Origin of the sequence: Citrobacter sp. Colony219, from assembly GCF_019382635.1 — a bacterium.
In the GTDB taxonomy this organism is placed as follows: domain Bacteria; phylum Pseudomonadota; class Gammaproteobacteria; order Enterobacterales; family Enterobacteriaceae; genus Citrobacter; species Citrobacter youngae.
Window position 1 is genome coordinate 966,679 of the sequence record NZ_CP080033.1, and the last position, 14,403, is coordinate 981,081.

Genomic DNA, 14,403 nt, shown 5'->3' on the forward strand with positions numbered 1-14,403 from the left:
TTACTTCTTCAACCCCGCAAACGCCGCTCTGATCTCGTCTTCCGGCAGGTTAATGCCGATAAACACCAGTTGGCTGTACGGTTGTTCGTCGCCCCACGGGCGGTCCCAGTCGGCGCTGTACAGGCGCTGGACGCCCTGGAACAGCAGGCGGTTTGGTTCGCCTTCAATCCACAGCATACCTTTGTAGCGCAGCAGTTTCTCGGCGGATTCCAGCAGCAGGTTTTCCATCACCCGGGATACGTCGCTGATGTTCACCGGGTAATCCAGTTCGACGACGATCGAGGAGATATCGTTCTGCTTGTCGGCGATAAAGTGGAAGCGCGGTTTGGCGCTGACCACGTTCTCTTCCAGCATGAAACCGTTGGTGTCGAACAGCAGCGAGAGATCTATATCGCCATGCGTGACGGTATACACCGGGGCGCGGGCGTTGATGCGCGCCAGGCGCTCTCGCAGTTTTTCGCTTTCGCCTGCCACATCGGTTTTGGTCAGCAGAATTCGGTCGGCATAGCCCACCTGCGACTGAGCGATGGTGAACTGGTTCATCTGTTCGTCGGCATGCACTGCGTCAACCAGCGCAATTACGCCGTCCAGCAGGTAGCGTTCGCAAATTACTTCATGGGAGAAAAAGGTCTGAATAATCGGGCCGGGATCGGCCATGCCGGTGCATTCGATCACCAGACGGTCGAAATTGATCGCGCCTTTGTCGAGGTTGTCGAGCAGATCGAGCAGCGCGTCTTCCAGTTCGCTCGAACGGGTACAGCAAATACAGCCGTTGGTCAGGGTTTTGATCTGTGTTGCGCGATCGCCAATCAGCTGATCGTCCACTGAGACTTCGCCGAATTCGTTTTCGATAACGGCAATCTTGTAACCGTGCTGCTCGTTAAGAATATGGCGCAGCAGGGTGGTTTTACCCGCGCCAAGAAAACCGGTGAGTAGGGTAACTGCAATCGGGGTCATTCACTTCTCCTTCTAACAGCAACTGCTTCCGCCGCTACCGTAGCGGGCTTCCTGGCGCTCGCGGAAGAATTCTTCGTAGGTCATGTACGGCTTATCGGGATGGTTGGTCTTCATGTGCTCGACGTAGTTGTCGTAGTCCGGAATGCCAATCAGCATCTTTGCCGCCTGACCGAGATACTTTTTTGCCTGACCTAAAGTACCAAACATAAAACGCCCCGGATATATGTTGAGCTCGTAGATGCAGGCTATTTCACTTGCCATTTTGACCGCGGGCAGTGCTCGCAATCCTCACGTACAGCGTGTACGCTCCGGTTGCTGCGCGCTGTCCGCGGCCAAACTGACTGCGCCAATTACGCCTGCGGTACTAAGTGATGTAGGCCGGGAGCGCAGCGCGCCACCCGGCTTCAGGTTAGTGATGTGAAGAAGTTTTCACGCCGCCTTCTGGCACCGGTACATACGGTGTTTCTTTATCAGAGCGACCGTTGATGGTGCGGGCTTTCTGCCAGGTACGGAACCCGTAGAAAATGATGCTGTACACTACCACCAGGAACAGAATACTCAGGCCTGCGTTGGTGTAGTTGTTGATGACAATATGGTTCATATTGGCAATCTGCTGTGCGGTCAGTTCGCCGCCGTTAGCAATCTTCTCTTTGTACTGATTCGCCATGAAGAAGAAGCCTTCCATCTGCGGGTTGGTACTGAACAGTTTCAGACCCAGCGCCCAGGTGGTGCAGATAAGCAGCCATACTGCCGGAACAACGGTAACCCAGATGTATTTGGTGCGCTGCATTTTAACCAGTACCACGGTGCCCAGAACCAGCGCCACGGCAGCCAGCATCTGGTTAGAGATACCGAACAGCGGCCACAGGCTCTTCACGCCGCCCAGCGGGTCAACCACGCCTTGATACAGCAGGTAACCCCACAGACCTACGCAGCCCGCAGTACCCACGACGCCAGCAACCAGGGAGTCGGTTTTCTTCAGGAATGGGACGAAGTTACCCAGTAAATCCTGCAGCATAAAGCGGCCAGAACGGGTACCTGCATCCAGTGCGGTCAGGATGAACAGTGCTTCGAACAGGATACCGAAGTGGTACCAGAAGCCCATGTCAGCCATCGGCAGCACTTTGTGGAACACGTGGGCGATACCCACAGCCAGCGTCGGTGCGCCACCTGCGCGGTTCAGAACGGACGGCTCGCCGATGTCTTTCGCGGTTTGCAGGATCTGCTCAGGCGAAATCACAAAGCCCCAGGAGCTGACGGTTGCCGCTGCGTGTGCGGTAACGTCTTTCAACTGCGCCATAATCAGCGGCGCGTTCTCACCGCTCATTTCATGCAGGTTCGGCATGGTGATGCCAAGGCCCGCAGGCGGGGTGTTCATTGCGAAGTACAGACCCGGTTCGATGATGGAGGCTGCAACCAGCGCCATAATCGCCACGAAGGATTCCATCAGCATCGCGCCGTAACCAATGAAACGTGCGTCGGTTTCACAGGCCAGCAGCTTCGGTGTAGTACCGGAAGCGATCAGCGCGTGGAAGCCAGATACCGCACCACACGCGATGGTGATGAACAGGAACGGGAACAGTGCGCCTTTCCACAGCGGGCCAGTACCATCAACGTACTGGGTCATTGCTGGCATTTTCAGTTCCGGGTTGAGAATAACAATCCCCACCGCCAGACCGACGATAACGCCGATTTTCAGGAAGGTCGCCAGATAGTCGCGCGGGGCGAGGATCAGCCATACCGGCAGCAGCGCAGAGATAAACGCGTAACCGATCAGGGTAAAGGTAATGGTGGTGTCTTTAAAGGTCAGCGCCGGGCCCCAGTACGGGTCGTGCGCAATCACGCCGCCGAAGTAGATGGAGGCAACCAGCAACACAATACCAATCACCGACACTTCGCCCACGCGTCCTGGGCGCAGGAATCGCATGTAGATCCCCATGAACAGCGCGATAGGTACGGTTGAGCAGACGGTGAACACACCCCACGGGCTTTCAGCCAGTGCTTTCACCACGATCAGTGCCAGTACCGCGAGGATGATGATCATGATTAAGAAGCAGCCAAACAGCGCAATGGTTCCCGGCACCGGGCCCATCTCTTCTTTGATCATCTCACCCAGAGAGGCGCCGTTACGGCGAGAAGAGATAAACAGCACCATGAAGTCCTGCACCGCACCGGCCAACACTACGCCAGCCAGCAGCCACAGCGTACCGGGCAGGTAGCCCATCTGCGCGGCCAGTACCGGCCCAACCAGCGGACCCGCACCTGCGATAGCGGCAAAGTGGTGACCAAACAATACGTTACGGTTGGTTGGAACGTAGTTCAGACCATCATTGTTGATGACCGCCGGCGTGGCGCGCGTCGGGTCAAGTTTCATCACCTTTTGGGCGATGTAGAGACTGTAGTAACGATAGGCCACCAGATAAACGGAGACAGAGGCGACCACGATCCACAGGGCGCTGATGTGTTCACCCCGACGTAATGCCACTACCGAGAGGCAGAATGCACCGATGATTCCGAGAATGACCCAGGGTATGTGCTTGAATATCTTTTTCGTATCCATAGTAAAACCTAATAATTGGCCGAGGCCGCTGGGGGGTTGATTGTGTGTTTGAGGAGATAAGTTGACTGCTATGTTGGGAGGATCTTGCCAGAGAGTTACGCGCGTAAAGTAAGGTAAATAAGTGAGTGGTTGTATGTCAGCTTAAGCGGTCCCAAGTGTCAGTGAGCGGTTCCTGGTGCCGGTGAGTGGGGATAATTATGTGATTGAGATCACTGATAAACGCCTTTAGATCCTGGGCTGACTGCGGGGATCGACGAATCGTCGATGCTGAGATCGATTCAGTTAGCACGAATTCCATAAAGTTTTCCCTTTCCAGGCCGAAAATTCTGACATCTGTCTAGCGGAAAGAGAAAACATGTTAAAACGAATGAAGATTGTTACCAGCTTACTGCTGGTATTGGCGCTATTTGGCGTTTTACAACTGGCCTCGGGCGGGTTGTTCTTTAACTCACTGAAGAATGACAAAGAGAACTTTACCGTTCTGCAAACCATTCGCCAGCAGCAGTCTGCGCTGAATGCCACCTGGGTTGAACTGCTGCAAACGCGAAACACCCTTAACCGGGCGGGTATTCGCTACATGATGGATCAGAACAATATCGGCAGCGGTGCGACCGTTGCTGAACTGATGCAGGTAGCGAGCACGGCGCTGAAACTGACGGAAAAAAACTGGGCGGTTTATGAATCTCTCCCGCGTGACCCGCGTCAAAGTGAAGCCGCTTTCCAGGAGATCAACCGCACCTATGACATCTATCATGGTGCGCTGGCGGAGCTGATCCAACTGTTGGGTGAAGGGAAGATCAACGCATTCTTTGATCAACCGACGCAAAGCTATCAGGATGGTTTTGAGAAGCAGTATGTCAATTACATGCAGCAGAATGACCGTCTGTATGACATTGCGGTTGAAGATAACAACAGCTCTTACAGCCAGGCGATGTGGGTACTGGCGTGCGTGCTGATTACCGTGCTGGCGGCGATTGTTGCGGTCTGGTTCGGTATCAAACTTTCTCTTATCTCTCCGATGAACCGTCTGATTGACAGCATTCGCCATATCGCCAGCGGCGATCTGGTAAAGCGCATTGATGTAGAAGGGTCCAACGAGATTGGGCAACTGGCAGAAAGCCTGCGTCATATGCAGGGTGAACTGATGAACACCGTGGGTGATGTGCGTAATGGTGCTAACGCTATCTATAGCGGTGCCAGCGAGATTGCCATGGGTAACAACGATCTCTCTTCACGCACTGAGCAACAGGCGGCTTCTCTGGAAGAAACCGCGGCCAGCATGGAACAGCTGACGGCGACCGTGAAGCAGAACGCCGAAAACGCCCGTCAGGCCAGCCATCTTGCGCTGAGTGCCTCAGAAACGGCGCAGAAAGGCGGAAAAGTGGTGGATAACGTGGTGCAAACCATGCGTGATATCGCTTCCAGTTCGCAGAAAATCGCCGACATTATTAGCGTCATCGACGGCATTGCCTTCCAGACCAACATTCTGGCACTCAACGCCGCTGTAGAAGCCGCACGTGCGGGCGAGCAGGGCCGTGGATTTGCGGTGGTTGCGGGTGAAGTACGTAACCTGGCCCAGCGTAGTGCGCAGGCCGCGCGCGAGATCAAGAGCCTGATTGAAGACTCGGTCAGCCGCGTGGATGTCGGTTCAACGCTGGTTGAAAGCGCCGGTGAAACCATGGATGAGATCGTCAATGCGGTGACCCGCGTGACCGATATCATGGGTGAAATCGCCTCCGCTTCTGACGAGCAGAGCCGCGGGATCGACCAGGTCGGTCTGGCCGTCGCCGAGATGGATCGCGTGACGCAGCAGAACGCCTCGCTGGTGGAAGAATCCGCCGCCGCAGCAGCAGCGCTGGAAGAACAGGCCAGCCGTTTGACTCAGGCCGTTGCGGTGTTCCGTATTCAGCATGACCAACAGCGCGCGCGTGACGTTGCGGCCGCTAAACCGGTTTCAACGGTCCAGCCGCGTAAAGCCGCGGTAGCGGATGCCGGGGATAACTGGGAAACGTTCTAAGACTGTGATGCCGGATGGCGCTATCGCTTATCCGGCCTACGGGAAAGTTATGTCGACCCGATAAGGCGTAGCCGCCATCGGGCAATTAGCGCAACATCAGGCGCATGGCGCAGCGTGATTCATATGCCAGGCCATGCGCCGCTTCCTCTTCTCTTTTCTGGCGCAACTTTGCAGGAAGTGTCTCGTCAGCCAGCAGTTCAAAACCCAGTCGCGCGTACAATGGCGCATTCCACGGCACATCGCGGAAGGTGGTCAGCGTAAGCGACGTATAACCTTTTGCGCGCGCCTGTTCGGCAACATAGTCAAGCAATCTGCGGCCAATGCCTTTTCCCTGCAACGCCTGATGCAGCGACAGTTCCGCAATAAACAGCGATGAATCCTGCGTTTCGGCGACTAAAAAGCCGACCGGATGCTCATCGGCCTGCGCCAGCCAGCTCAAGCCAGCGGCGGCAAATGCCTGATGCTGAGCAACTGATATAATCTGGTCGTCAGCAATCCACGCCAGTTCCGGGATCTGTAAAAAACGTTGCCCCGCCGATCGTTCGATGGCGGGAAGCGCGGCAGTGTCTGCCAGCGTGGTGGCGCGTAAGATGATGTTCATTTGTCGAGCATAACATGCCCGATAAGCGCGGTGTTATCGGGCATTGTGAGGATTAATCTTTACGCGGATCGCTGATGGGCTGGCGCACCAGGAAGATGTAGGCGAGAGCGCCCACCATGGTGACGCAGCCGCAGATGATCAGCGCCAGACGGAAAGAGTTGGTGGTATCAACAATAAATCCGGTGACGATCGGGGCGAATGACGCGCAGATGAAGCTGGCGAAGTTCTGGATGCTTCCCACGGAGGCGGTCATGCGTGAAGCCACCGCAACATGGATCAGACCCCAACAGGACGTTCCGGCGAAGTGGATGCAGAACAGCGCCATGCCGATCAGTAACACCGCGGCCATCGACGTTGTGGCCTGCGGGACCACGAAGGTGAAGGCCGCAGAACAGAACATCCCGGCAATAATACAAATCTTACGGCTCTTAATCGGCGCCATACCGCCTTTCACCAGCCAGTCGGTGACAAAACCGTTGATCAACATGCCGGCTGCGCCAAACAGGAACGGGATCGCTGCCATTAATCCGGTGCTTTTTAAATCCAGGTTATAGGAGGTTTGCAGGTAGCCTGGCAGCCAGGCCAGATATAACCATGCGGTGTAGTTGATGCCGCTAAAGCCCAGCATCATGCCCCACATCGTGCGATTGCGAAACAGGCTGCGCCATTCGGCAAAGCTCAGGGGATCGCGACGGGCATTGACGCTACCGGCGTTCAGGTACGCCTGTTCGGTGGCGCTCAACTCAATTTGCTCGCGGTTGCGATACAGCATGTACCAGCCGATGGCGAGGAAAATGCCCAGCACGCCGATGGTAATAAACATCCAGCGCCAGCCCATTACCAGCATCATGGCAGCCAGAATCGGCGGGCTAATGGCTACACCGATGGTGGAAGCGGCGTTGAATAACCCCATCGGGCGACCGCGCTCTTTGATGTTAAACCAGTCGTTGATGACCTTTACGCCGCACGGGTTCATCGGCGCTTCGCCGATCCCCATCCCGATACGCACCAGCACAAACTGAGTGAAGCTGTGTACCATGCCGGACATCGCCTGAAACAGCGACCAGAAGAACATCCCCAGCCCAAGCATAATGCGCGGACCTTTGCGATCCAGCAGCGGGCCGCAGGGGAGCTGGGCAATACCGTAAGCGAGAGAAAAAACCGACAGCAGCACGCCGATTTGCGTGGCGCTCAGCCCCAGTTCTTCACGAATCGTTAAGTTAGCGACCGACAGAGAACTGCGGTCGAGATAATTAATTACCGCAGCAAGAAATAATAAAATCATTGCCGTGGTCTGAATACGTTTTATTCGGCTACTGCGTTGCACCATGCCTTCAGGCGGAACATTAATATCCGCAGATGACGACGTGCCAAACGAAGAACTCGGGTCGAGGGTAATATTATTTTTTTCCACGCCGGACTCCTGAACCTCAATAATTTATTATTCACACAGCCGGGCTGTGCAGTATTGAAAAAATACCAGTGATGAAACAATTTACTCATCACCGCTCACAAAATTTTTTAATGCAGTCGACTTAGCGTGAGCATAGGCAAGAGGTATTTTTCCGGCGTTTTTATTTTTATAAAATCGTGCTCCCGGTAATAGTTTGCTGTTTTTTATCGGTACTTAATGTGCTGCGCTATGACTTTGGTTGATGGAGCGAATCATCGATTGTTTGGCTGAATTCAAATGGTTACACAGCGCCAGGGTGGCATCCAGGTCGCTGCGGCAAATCAGTGCGCTGAGGATGGTCATATGCTCATCGATGGCAATGATATTGCGCTGCTTAAGGTCGCTTTCGTCCCATTGATAGTGGAAGTGGAAAATCACGGAGATGATTTCAAGTGATTGATTGAAAAATATATTATCGGCAGCAGAGAGCAGTAAAGCATGAAACTCGCGGTCTAACTGCGAGAACATACGAAAGCTGCTGCCGATGCTGTCGCGCAGGATCCGGTGGCGCTCGAGTAGCGTTTTCGCCTGCAGCCAGCGTGGGTCATCGTCGGGCAGATTGAGAAAATGCTGCAGGGAATGGGTTTCCAGCATTTCTCGCAGTTCAAACAGTTGTTCCGCATAGGCCTGATCGAACTGCTTCATGCTCCACTGACCGCGTTTTTCGTTTTTTATCAGGTTGTAACGTTCGAATTTTAAAAGATATTCCCGTACCACTACCGGGCTTACCCCCGCGGCTCTGGCAAGCTGCAGTTCGGAGAAACTCTCGCCCGCGCGCAGCTGGCGCTGGTTGATCATGGTGAAAAACGCCTGCTCAAAAATCCGGTTTTGCTCGGTCATGGAGGCGGTGGTGCAGGCAAAACCGTCGTCATGGTCAGGTTTACGCACGATGACATAGTGGCTACCGACCTGGGTCAGCACCCCGCACTCGCCTAAGTGGCTCAGCATATGGCGCACGGTGGTGCGGCTGATGTTGTACATCTCCGCCAGCGCGCTTTGCGAAGGAAGTGGGGAAGGGATATGACCCCGCGCCATATCATCGATTATCTGGTTAATCACGTTGTGGCGTAAGTTTTGTGAACGGCTCATGGCTTCTCCTTTTTGGCTATTAAAACCCGATTTAAAACATTTTTATGCGCTGGAATTCACAGATTGTGTTTCTGCTTTCTCCGGCTTTTTTATTTTCGTTGATATCTGAGGCAACAGAAAAAAAGGAGAGCAGAATCATGTCTACGATGAATACGTTGATTTGCCAGGAACCTAAAAAATTAGTCTGGAAAGAGCGCGAAATACCTATTCCGGGTGAGGGTGAAGCACTCATTAAAATTAAGTCGGTAGGAATTTGTGGTACCGATATTCATGCCTGGGGCGGCAATCAACCTTTTTTCAGTTACCCACGAGTGTTAGGTCATGAAATATGTGGGGAAATTGTTGGGCTGGGCAAAAATATCCAGAATATGAAAAATGGACAGCAGGTGGCGGTTATTCCTTACGTGGCCTGCCAGCAGTGTCCGGCATGCCTGAGCGGGCGTACCAACTGCTGCGAGAAGATTTCGGTGATTGGCGTCCATCAGGATGGCGGTTTCAGTGAATATCTTTCTGTTCCGGTTACCAATCTGCTGGATGCGCAGGGGATTGAACCGCAGGCGGCGGCACTGATTGAGCCTTATGCCATCAGCGCGCATGCGGTACGCCGGGCGGCGGTGGCACCAGGTGAGCAGGTGCTTGTGGTTGGCGCCGGTCCGATTGGCCTGGGGGCTGCAGCGATTGCCAAAGCCGATGGCGCACAGGTGGTGGTTGCCGATACCAGTCCCGCGCGCCGGGAGCATGTGGTTTCCCGCCTGGGACTTCCGGTTATCGACCCATCCGCTGACGATTTTGATACGCAGCTGCGAAACCAGTTTGGCGGTTCGCTGGCGCAAAAGGTGATTGATGCCACGGGGAATCAGCATGCGATGAATAACACGGTGAATTTGATTCGCCATGGCGGCAGCATCGTTTTTGTTGGGTTGTTTAAAGGCGATTTGCAGTTCTCAGACCCTGAGTTCCACAAGAAAGAGACCACCATGATGGGCAGTCGCAACGCCACACCGGAAGATTTCGCCAAAGTGGGCCGCCTGATGTCGGAAGGCAAATTGACCGCCGACATGATGCTTACGCACCGTTACGCATTTGCCACACTGGCAGAAATTTACGAGCGGGATGTGATCAACAACCGTGAACTGATTAAAGGCGTGATCACGTTCTGAGAGGGAAAACAGGATGAAGACATTGAATCGATGTGATTTTCCGGGAGCCAGCTACCCAACGCGCGTGATCCAGTTTGGAGAAGGTAACTTTCTGCGGGCGTTTGTCGACTGGCAACTGGATATCCTCAACGAGCATACCAGTCTGAACGCGGGCGTGACCATCGTTCGGCCAATTAATACCGATTTTCCGCCGTCGCTGAATACCCAGGACGGGCTGTATACCACGCTGATTCGCGGGTTAAACGAGCAGGGTGAGGCGGTAAGCGAGGCGCGGCTGATCCGCTCGGTAAATAACGAAATCAATCCTTATCAGGACTTCGCGGCGTATCTGGCGTTGGCGCATAATGCGGATATCCGCTTTGTGTTTTCAAATACTACCGAAGCCGGAATTAGCTATCACGCGGCAGACTGCGTGGATGATACGCCGCCGGTGAGCTTTCCGGCCAAACTGACGCGCCTGCTGCTGGAGCGCTTTAACCACTTTGAGGGCGCGGTGGATAAGGGCTGGGTGATTATCCCGTGCGAGCTTATCGACTATAACGGTGAGGCGCTTAAAACGCTGGTGCTGCAGTATGCGCAGGAATGGCAGCTTCCCCCGGCGTTTGCCGACTGGGTGGAGACGGCAAACACGTTCTGTTCCACGCTGGTCGACCGCATTGTCACCGGCTACCCGCGTGAAGAAGCTGCCGCGCTGGAAGCTACGCTTGGTTATCACGATGCGTTTCTCGATACCGCGGAGCATTTTTATCTGTTTGTTATTCAGGGGCCGCAGTGGCTGGCAGAGGAGCTGAAGCTGGCGCAATGTCCGCTGAATATCCGTGTGGTGAGCGATATCAAACCGTACAAAGAGCGTAAGGTCGCTATTCTCAATGGGGCGCATACGGCGCTGGTGCCGGTGGCGTGGCTGTGCGGACTGGAGACCGTCGGTGAGGCGATGCAGGATGCCGATGTCCGCCGCTTTGTCGAACAGGCGATTAGCGAGGAAATCATACCGGCATTGGATCTCCCGGCGGATGAACTGCATGAATTTGCCGACGCGGTAAGCGGGCGTTTTCAGAACCCTTACATCCGTCACCAGTTGCTTTCCATTGCGCTTAACGGGATGACTAAATTTCGTACCCGAATTTTGCCGCAACTGCTGGTGGGTGAGCAAAATGGGCGCTGGCCCGTGCGGTTAACGTTTGCCCTCGCTGCGCTGCTGGCATTTTATAGTGCAGAGCGCGACGGGGAACGCTATCCGATCCAGGATGATGAACAGTGGGTAAGCCTGTATGCCAGCCTGTGGCCGCGAGTAGGTAATGATTTAACGCTGCGTGAACTGGTGGATACCGTGCTCGGCGATACGGCGCACTGGGGTGAAGATTTAACGTTGCGGCCAGGGCTTGCCGGACAGGTGACGGCTAACCTGGAGATGATTCTGGTGCAGGGTATGCGCCAGGCGGTGAACGGTCTGGAATAAGGTTGCCATGCAGCGCCCGGTGTGGTGTTGGGCGCTGTTTTTTTTATCCCTGAGCAGCCACTACTTTGATTTCAACCATCCCGATCCCCAGCTTACGCGGCGAGTGGCCGAGAATGTTGCCCTCGTTAGTGGCAACCGGATCGGGCGGGACAATCACCAGCGTATTGGCGTCCGTCGGATTATCAAAATGCAAGGTGGTCGTGCTGACCTCCAGGCTTAATACCAGCGTTTGTTCCTGGCCGCCGACGCGTACGGGAATAGGGCGATTCGCGTTGTCACCAAAAGCTTTCGCGGTGATAACCAGATCGAATTTCTTCGGTAGCGGAGTTTTGTATTCGATTTTGACTGCTTCACTCAACTGGGCGTTAGACCAGCGTCCCCAGGACTCAGGGCGTGAAATTCCGCTAAACTGTTTCACCTCTTCCGGCGCGCCCGCTACGTTGAAAATGAAGCTGTCAGCTTTGTAGCGAATATCGTTATCGACAATTTTTAGCGTATCGACGTTACCTTTATAGCGTTCGATGTCGATCACCGTGTCTTTAAATGTCGTCTTCCCTTTCCAGTTGGTTTTATCGACATGCTGCACGATCTGCTGCCCGCCCAGTTGCCCCTGTGATACGCACCAGTCGGTAGAGAGTGCCAGTTCTGGTGCCCACAGTTGCGCCATTTTGTAACAGCGGTCTATCCAGACGAAGTTATCGCGTGGGGCGAAATCCGCCAGCTGGAAGCGCAGCGGGGCTGAGTACTCACTTTCCGGCAGCGGTTCGACGCGTTGATCCGAGACCCGGAGCAGCAGCGGCAGACGGAAATGGCTCCCTGAGAAAGAGATCATCTCTTTGTCCCGATCGATGGTGAATGCTTTCATCTCTTTCGGGAAATTCCACAAACGGATGATATTGGGCTTCCACGCCAGCATTTTCTCTTTGATGTTCAGGAACACTTCCGATACGGATTCGCTAGACAGGCTGCTGCGTCCAAGGCCGATAAAGTTATCGCCGCCGAGAATATCCAGTACGGTAGCACCGTTATCCATGGTGTTACGCTTCACCGCCAGCGTATCCTGCTGTGGCTGGTCGCCGCGCAGCACGAAGAACAGGTTGTTGCGATCCTGCTTGTTCAGGTACTTCCATGCGGTGTTGTTCATCGCCAGATGATCGGAAGACACCACGATCACGGTGTCTTTGAACCACGGTGATGCTTTGATTTTATTGATAAATTCGGCGATATTTTCCTGGCTGCAGCTGACCGCGCTGAACGACTGGTTGGCCTTCCCGTCGATGTCATAACGTTTACGGTTGCAGCTACGTGAGATAAATCCATCCGGATGATGGGTATCCACGGTCAGGGTAAACAGTGAAAAACGCTGGCCCGAGCGCGAAAGCTCTTCGAATTTTTTCCATGCTTCGTCCAGCACGGTATCGTCGTAGAAGCCCCAGTCGTTACGATAAGCCGGGTCCGCCACCACGCTTTTTAACTCTTGTGCACCGTACAGATGGTCAAAGCCGTGAGATTTCAGGAACACGTCTTTGCCGGCAAAGCGCAGGTTGGCACCCTGCACAAAGTAGTTCTGATAGCCGGAGTTTTTCAGGATATCGCCCAGACAGATATTGTTAGGGAAGAAACTTGAGACCGACGCCGAGGCGTTGCCTTCAAATGGTGCAAACAGCGGAATACCGCACTGGGAGGCGACCATCCCGGCGATGGTGTAATCGGTACCCGGAAGCTGCATGGTATTGCTGAAATCCAGACCTTCATTTTTTAACGCGCCGAGTTCCGGGGTCAGATCCGGGAATGCGTCGTTGTTAAAATAGGTGCGCTCCAGACTTTCGCCGTAGATATAAACCAGGTTCAGCTTCGGATTGGGGATCGTTTTTGATGGCTCTTTGTAATAGGCCGCAAAATCGGGATCGCCATCGCGTGACTGGGATTTAACCAGTTCAGTTATCTGGTGGAACGCCGGGCTGGCATCAACAGAAGCCAGCGCCAGCAGCAGGGCCAGCAGACTGTAACCCACATGATGCGGATGATGGCGACGGCGACGCAGTATCCAACCCAGCGTGACAAAAACGGTGGTCAGCGCCAGGGCTATCCCAACGCCCGGCAGGATATATTTTCCAATCCCCGCGCCGGTCAGGCTGTTGGTCAGGGTGTACAGGACCGCATCGTTGATGCCGTCACCCGTGAAATAGTCACTGGCATACAGCGTGATGTTTAAGACAATAAAGATCCCCAGCACCGTTAACGTGGCGGCAAACCACCAGGTGTTGCGACCCGCTTTCCAGGCGTAAATCAGCACTGAAGCGAGAAACAAAGTGATGGAGATGAATTCTGACAACGGTCGATCCTCAGTAAACCCGGCACACGCCTGGCAGGCTAATCATTTCTGGACAGTACAATGTAATAGCGTTGTTATATTGCTGCAATTGTAGTGACATTTAATTACGTTGTTATTCAGAATTGGTTTAGATATGCGGGTTTTTGCGGGCAATCACTCCGCATGTGGTAGGTAAATATCTTCGTGGGATTGATTGCTGCCGCGCCGGTGGTGAAATGGCCGGGCGCGGCATTTGTGGCATCAGGAAATGAAGTTCATCCCCTGTTTTAACACCAGATCGCAGGCCTTGGTTTTAACTTTCTGCGCCAGCGAGCTGTTACCGATGGTGTTCAGGTCCAACTGTTGACCATCTTTGGCGTTGAGCAGACCCTGAATACCGTCCATATAGTTGGTGTCTTGTTTCTGCTCAGGCGCGCTGAGGCCCAGTTTATCCAGCACCTGGTTTTTGACGTTTTGCGTGTCGGTGACTGAGGCCAGCTTCTGTTTCGCGCAATATTCCAGGATCCCGGCGGCGTTATTCATGCTGCTGGAGGTCAACGACTGATTGCTGCCATTCAGCAGGCTGGTCAGGGAAGAGAGCGATGAGCTGCTTTGTGAGCCGGAGCTTTGTTTGCTCAGCTCACTGGCCGCGCTGGAGAGCGAATCCTGCCAGGAGGCGGCAAAAACGCTGGTGGAGATGAGCGTGCCGGCGGCAAGCGCACAGCACAGCAGACGTTTGGTAGTTTTCATCATTATATGCAACTCGTGTTATGCCTTTTCAGCGCAGTATAGC

General features: G+C 54.2%; 11 protein-coding genes. 3 read left to right on the top strand and 8 right to left on the bottom strand.

The features are described 5' to 3' along the window. From yjiA to btsT, 3 genes are all read right to left on the bottom strand, one after another. The gene (gene yjiA, locus JTI85_RS04210) at positions 1-957 is read right to left on the bottom strand and encodes a GTPase (protein ID WP_101743000.1); all 957 of its coding nucleotides are present in this window, start codon (positions 955-957) and stop codon (positions 1-3) included. Between the two features lie 12 nt (positions 958-969). Next, positions 970-1,164: a YbdD/YjiX family protein gene (locus tag JTI85_RS04215; RefSeq protein ID WP_003830038.1), complete on the bottom strand. Its 195-nt coding sequence runs from the start codon at positions 1,162-1,164 to the stop codon at positions 970-972. Between the two features lie 202 nt (positions 1,165-1,366). Beyond that, the gene (btsT, locus tag JTI85_RS04220; protein WP_060855430.1) at positions 1,367-3,517 is read right to left on the bottom strand and encodes a pyruvate/proton symporter BtsT; all 2,151 of its coding nucleotides are present in this window, start codon (positions 3,515-3,517) and stop codon (positions 1,367-1,369) included. 355 nt (positions 3,518-3,872) lie between these two features. Between btsT and tsr the strand changes: the two genes are divergently transcribed. Then, positions 3,873-5,534 carry a methyl-accepting chemotaxis protein gene (gene tsr, locus JTI85_RS04225; protein WP_048212794.1) on the top strand — a complete coding sequence of 554 codons (1,662 nt, stop codon included), beginning with the start codon at positions 3,873-3,875 and terminating at the stop codon, positions 5,532-5,534. A gap of 85 nt (positions 5,535-5,619) precedes the next feature. On the opposite strand, the gene JTI85_RS04230 is transcribed toward tsr, so the two are convergent. The 3 genes from JTI85_RS04230 to JTI85_RS04240 all read right to left on the bottom strand — a co-directional run bounded on the left by JTI85_RS04230 (position 5,620) and on the right by JTI85_RS04240 (position 8,677). Then, entirely contained in the window at positions 5,620-6,135 is a 516-nt protein-coding gene (locus tag JTI85_RS04230) for a GNAT family N-acetyltransferase (RefSeq protein WP_137376114.1), read from the bottom strand. Positions 6,136-6,187: 52 nt separating this feature from the next. After that, complete coding sequence (locus JTI85_RS04235; RefSeq protein ID WP_061067180.1) at positions 6,188-7,549, bottom strand: MFS transporter; 1,362 nt, start codon at positions 7,547-7,549, stop codon at positions 6,188-6,190. A gap of 213 nt (positions 7,550-7,762) precedes the next feature. Further along, positions 7,763-8,677 (bottom strand): GntR family transcriptional regulator, encoded by a 915-nt coding sequence (locus JTI85_RS04240; RefSeq protein WP_003019148.1) that lies wholly within the window; start codon positions 8,675-8,677, stop codon positions 7,763-7,765. A 137-nt stretch (positions 8,678-8,814) separates the two neighbouring features. On the opposite strand from JTI85_RS04240, the gene JTI85_RS04245 reads away from it, so the two are divergent. Together JTI85_RS04245 and JTI85_RS04250 are read left to right on the top strand one after the other, a co-directional pair. Further along, positions 8,815-9,837, top strand: a complete 1,023-nt coding sequence (locus tag JTI85_RS04245) for a zinc-binding alcohol dehydrogenase family protein (RefSeq protein WP_200037373.1) — start codon at positions 8,815-8,817, stop codon at positions 9,835-9,837. A gap of 13 nt (positions 9,838-9,850) precedes the next feature. Next, positions 9,851-11,296: a tagaturonate reductase gene (locus tag JTI85_RS04250; RefSeq protein ID WP_219352161.1), complete on the top strand. Its 1,446-nt coding sequence runs from the start codon at positions 9,851-9,853 to the stop codon at positions 11,294-11,296. Between the two features lie 43 nt (positions 11,297-11,339). On the opposite strand, the gene opgB is transcribed toward JTI85_RS04250, so the two are convergent. Continuing rightward, positions 11,340-13,631, bottom strand: coding sequence for a phosphatidylglycerol--membrane-oligosaccharide glycerophosphotransferase (gene opgB, locus JTI85_RS04255; protein ID WP_219352163.1), 2,292 nt, complete (start codon positions 13,629-13,631; stop codon positions 11,340-11,342). A 240-nt stretch (positions 13,632-13,871) separates the two neighbouring features. Continuing rightward, a complete protein-coding gene (locus JTI85_RS04260) occupies positions 13,872-14,363 on the bottom strand; it encodes a DUF2501 domain-containing protein (protein ID WP_048212789.1) in 492 nt (163 codons plus the stop codon). Positions 14,364-14,403 lie beyond the last annotated feature (40 nt).

What these genes read in the sequence shown, in the direction of transcription:
- yjiA (WP_101743000.1), bottom strand. Translation starts at nt 957, where the DNA reads ATGACCCCGATTGCAGTTACCCTACTCACCGGTTTTCTTGGCGCGGGT.
- JTI85_RS04245 (WP_200037373.1), top strand. Translation starts at nt 8,815, where the DNA reads ATGTCTACGATGAATACGTTGATTTGCCAGGAACCTAAAAAATTAGTC.
- JTI85_RS04240 (WP_003019148.1), bottom strand. Translation starts at nt 8,677, where the DNA reads ATGAGCCGTTCACAAAACTTACGCCACAACGTGATTAACCAGATAATC.
- btsT (WP_060855430.1), bottom strand. Translation starts at nt 3,517, where the DNA reads ATGGATACGAAAAAGATATTCAAGCACATACCCTGGGTCATTCTCGGA.
- JTI85_RS04230 (WP_137376114.1), bottom strand. Translation starts at nt 6,135, where the DNA reads ATGAACATCATCTTACGCGCCACCACGCTGGCAGACACTGCCGCGCTT.
- tsr (WP_048212794.1), top strand. Translation starts at nt 3,873, where the DNA reads ATGTTAAAACGAATGAAGATTGTTACCAGCTTACTGCTGGTATTGGCG.
- JTI85_RS04260 (WP_048212789.1), bottom strand. Translation starts at nt 14,363, where the DNA reads ATGATGAAAACTACCAAACGTCTGCTGTGCTGTGCGCTTGCCGCCGGC.
- JTI85_RS04250 (WP_219352161.1), top strand. Translation starts at nt 9,851, where the DNA reads ATGAAGACATTGAATCGATGTGATTTTCCGGGAGCCAGCTACCCAACG.
- JTI85_RS04215 (WP_003830038.1), bottom strand. Translation starts at nt 1,164, where the DNA reads ATGTTTGGTACTTTAGGTCAGGCAAAAAAGTATCTCGGTCAGGCGGCA.